Raw genomic sequence first — 3727 nt, forward strand, 5'->3', positions numbered from 1 at the left:
TGCAAGACCTGCGTCGCCAGATCGCTTTTGTCAGCCAGGAGGTGGTGCTGTTCAATGACACCGTGGCCGCCAATGTTGCCTATGGCGTGCATCCCGCGGCGGACATCGATATGGCGCGCGTCGAGCGCGCGCTGGCCGCCGCCTACCTGACCGATGTGGTCAAGGGCCTGCCGCAAGGGCTCGATACCAATATCGGCGACAACGGCATGAAGCTCTCCGGCGGCCAGCGCCAGCGGATGGCGATCGCGCGCGCTCTTTACAAGGACGCACCGATCCTGATCCTGGACGAAGCGACCTCGGCACTCGACTCGGAGTCCGAGCGCCAGGTCCAGGCCGCGCTGGAGGCCTTGATGGTCGGCCGTACCACGCTGGTGATCGCGCACCGCCTGTCCACCATCGAGAACGCCGACCGCATCGTGGTGCTCGACCACGGCCGGGTGGCGGAGCATGGCACCCACGCCGAACTGCTGTCGGCCGAGGGACTCTACGCCGGACTCCACAAGATCCAGTTCGCCACCCAGTAAGCCGGTTTTTCGCTGCCCGCGGCAGCTGTTGCGGGCGGTTCATGCGCAGTGCAAAGAGGGGGATACCCCCGAAGGAGACCACCATGACCGCATCCACGCCGCCGCTGAGCCGCTATCCGGTTCCCGCCATCGCCGAGCTGCCCGAGGACATCCGGGCGCGCATCCTGGAAGTCCAGGACAAGGCTGGTTTCGTACCCAACGTGTTCCTCACGCTGGCCCACCGGCCGGACGAATTCCGCGCCTTCTTCGCCTACCACGACGCGCTGATGCTCAAGGACGGGGGGCTGACCAAGGGCGAGCGCGAAATGATCGTGGTTGCCACCTCGGGCGCCAACCAATGCCTGTACTGCGTAGTGGCGCATGGCGCCATCCTGCGCATCTACGAGAAAAAACCGGAGCTGGCCGACCAGGTGGCTGTCAACTACCGCAAGGCCGACATCACGCCGCGCCAGCGCGCCATGCTCGACTTCGCTCTCAAGGTCTGCCAGGCCTCCAGTGAGGTGGGCGATGCCGATTTCGCTGCACTGCGCAAGCATGGGTTCAGCGACGAGGACGCCTGGGATATTGCCGCCATCACCGCCTTCTTCGGCTTGTCCAACCGCATGGCTAACACCATCAGCATGCGGCCCAACGAGGAGTTCTACCTGATGGGGCGCGTGCCGAAGGCAAAGTAGGGCGGCGTGCTGCTCTTCGGAGGCGGGGCCCGTCGCGCCCGTCTCCTTATCCTGTTTCCCATTGCCAGCGCGTGCTGCGCGCTACCGGATCTGCGCGCACGTGCCGCTGCGCGGGTTGAACAGTACCGGCCACGCCTGTTCATAGATGCCCGGGGTGCAATGCTGCTCGCAATGCGCATGGGCGAGCGTGACGCGCCGCGGATCCTGCCACACCATCAGCGTGCAGCCGCTGTCGTCGATGGCCCGCAGTTCGATGTGCGGAGTCTTGCGCACCTGGCGGAACTCGGCGAGATCGAAATGGCAGGAGCCACGCCTGCCCACCCAGAGTTTCCAGGACAGACTGCGCACGTCGTTGCTCACCACTTGCATATGCGCATCCTCGCGGAAGCCGTCTTCCTCGGTGCGCTGGCAATTGGCGGAGATATCGATGTCGCGCGGAACAATTGGCGTCGGCCGTTCGCGGACAACAGCGGGGGGCGCCGCGGGGGGCCCAGGTGCGCGCGCGGCGGGTGGGGCCGGCGGCAGTGTCACGGTGCATGCCGTCAGCGCGGCGACAAAAAGCCACGGCCACAGAGGCCAGCACTTGTTCTTCATGGTGACTCCTTGCGCCCGGTATCGCGGCGCGCGCGATGCGCTGGCGAGGCGCATCCCATATCACTATTTATAGTGGATGGCGCAAGGAAGGCGAGCCCAAACGGCCCGGACTGCTACATCAGGATGATGTCGTACTGCTCCTGGTGGAAGGTCGATTCCACCTGCAGCGAAATTGGCTTGCCGATGAAGTCGCCGAGCATGGCCAGATGCTGGCTTTCTTCCTCCAGGAACAGGTCGATCACTTGCTGCGAGYCGAGGATGCGGAATTCGCGCGGGTTGAACTGGCGCGACTCGCGCATGATTTCGCGCAGGATGTCGTAGCACACCGTGCGCGGCGTCTTGACCTGGCCCTTGCCCGTGCACACGGGGCATTGCTCGCACAGCACGTGCGCCAGCGATTCGCGGGTGCGCTTGCGGGTCATCTCCACCAGCCCGAGCTGCGAGAAGCTGTTGACGGTGATGCGCGTGCGGTCGCGCGACAGTGCGCGCTTGAGTTCCGACAGCACCTGGTCGCGGTGCTCGGTGTTCTCCATATCGATGAAATCGATGATGATGATGCCGCCCAGGTTGCGCAGCCGCAGCTGGCGCGCAATCGTGTGCGCCGCTTCCAGGTTGGTCTTGAAGATCGTGTCGTCGAAGTTGCGCGCGCCGACGTAGCCACCGGTGTTGACGTCAATGGTGGTCATGGCCTCCGTCTGGTCGATCATCAGGTAGCCGCCTGATTTCAGGTCGACCCGGCGCGACAGGGCCTTTTCGATTTCGGCGTCGATATTGAAGAGGTCGAAGACAGGGCGCTCGCCGGTGTAGTGCGACAGGCGCGGCAGCACGGCCGGGGTGTATTCCTCCGCGAACTCCACCAGCTTCTGGTAGTTCTCGCGCGAATCCACCTGAATCACGTTGGTGGCGTCGTTGACGAAGTCGCGCAGCACGCGCTGGGCCAGGTTGAGATCCTGGTACAGCAGGCTGGGCGCGGGCAGGGTGGTGGCATTCTGGCGGATGGAGGCCCAGATCTTGCGCAGGTAGGCGATATCGTTGCCGAGTTCCTCGTTGCTGGACTCCTCGGCAATGGTGCGCACGATAAAGCCGCCGCGTTCGTCCGCCGGTACCAGGCTTTGCACGCGCGAGCGCAGGGCTTCGCGGTCGACCTCGCCCTCGATGCGCTGGGAGATGCCGATGTGYGGGTCCTGTGGCAGGTAGACCAGGGTGCGTCCGGCGATGCTCACCTGGGTGGACAGGCGCGCGCCCTTGGTGCCGATCGGATCCTTGATGACCTGCACCATCAGCGCCTGGCCTTCATAGAGCGTCTTCTCAATCGCCAGGGGCGCGGCATTGCCRTTTTTTTCCGGGTCGCGCGGATGCCAGATATCGGCGACGTGCAGGAATGCGGCGCGTTCGAGCCCGATGTCGATAAAGGCGGATTGCATGCCGGGCAGCACACGTACGACCTTGCCCAGGTAGATATTGCCGACGAGCCCGCGCGACAGCGTGCGCTCGACATGGAGTTCCTGCACGGCGGCCTGCTGCACGATGGCCACGCGCGTTTCCTGCGGTGTGATGTTGACGAGGATGTCTTCAGTCATAGTGGATGAAACTCGTCGCCGGCTGACCGGCCAGGGGGTTGTCCGCACTGCGCCGCCATGCGCTCCGGGGCGCTGCCTTGGCCAGGGCAGCCGCGGGGTAGCGGAAAGGGCGGCGGCGGGGTTCTCAGAACCGCAGTTCGGCCTGTCTGAGCAGCGAAGCGGTCTCAAACAGGGGCAAACCCATGATACCCGAATAGCTGCCGTCGATTCGCGCGACGAACTCCGCCGCGCGGCCCTGGATGCCGTAGGCGCCGGCCTTGCCGGCCGGCTCGCCGCTGGCGACATAGGCCGCGACTTCATCGGCCGTCATGGGCCGGAAACTGACCTCGGAGACCGAAAGCGCGTGGCGCAGGCC

The 3727-nt window shown here is 65.0% G+C and carries 5 protein-coding genes; 2 read left to right on the forward strand and 3 right to left on the reverse strand.

The features are described from left to right. Together AC1DKD_RS39945 and AC1DKD_RS39950 are read left to right on the forward strand one after the other, a co-directional pair. Positions 1-524: ATP-binding cassette domain-containing protein (locus AC1DKD_RS39945; protein ID WP_477144621.1), on the forward strand; the 524-nt coding region annotated here is incomplete at its 5' end. 83 nt (positions 525-607) lie between these two features. Then, the gene (locus tag AC1DKD_RS39950; protein ID WP_441634402.1) at positions 608-1198 is read left to right on the forward strand and encodes a peroxidase-related enzyme; all 591 of its coding nucleotides are present in this window, start codon (positions 608-610) and stop codon (positions 1196-1198) included. A gap of 81 nt (positions 1199-1279) precedes the next feature. On the opposite strand, the gene AC1DKD_RS39955 is transcribed toward AC1DKD_RS39950, so the two are convergent. The 3 genes from AC1DKD_RS39955 to AC1DKD_RS39965 all read right to left on the reverse strand — a co-directional run. Beyond that, positions 1280-1792 carry a hypothetical protein gene (locus tag AC1DKD_RS39955; protein ID WP_441634400.1) on the reverse strand — a complete coding sequence of 171 codons (513 nt, stop codon included), beginning with the start codon at positions 1790-1792 and terminating at the stop codon, positions 1280-1282. A gap of 113 nt (positions 1793-1905) precedes the next feature. Beyond that, positions 1906-3372, reverse strand: coding sequence for a ribonuclease G (gene rng, locus AC1DKD_RS39960; protein WP_477144622.1), 1467 nt, complete (start codon positions 3370-3372; stop codon positions 1906-1908). A 124-nt stretch (positions 3373-3496) separates the two neighbouring features. Beyond that, the coding region (locus AC1DKD_RS39965; RefSeq protein ID WP_477144623.1) for a Maf family protein at positions 3497-3727 on the reverse strand (231 nt) is incomplete at its 5' end.

This window comes from Cupriavidus sp. 05T313 (genome assembly GCF_056396665.1).

What these genes read in the sequence shown, in the direction of transcription:
- AC1DKD_RS39950 (WP_441634402.1), top strand. Translation starts at nt 608, where the DNA reads ATGACCGCATCCACGCCGCCGCTGAGCCGCTATCCGGTTCCCGCCATC.
- AC1DKD_RS39955 (WP_441634400.1), bottom strand. Translation starts at nt 1,792, where the DNA reads ATGAAGAACAAGTGCTGGCCTCTGTGGCCGTGGCTTTTTGTCGCCGCG.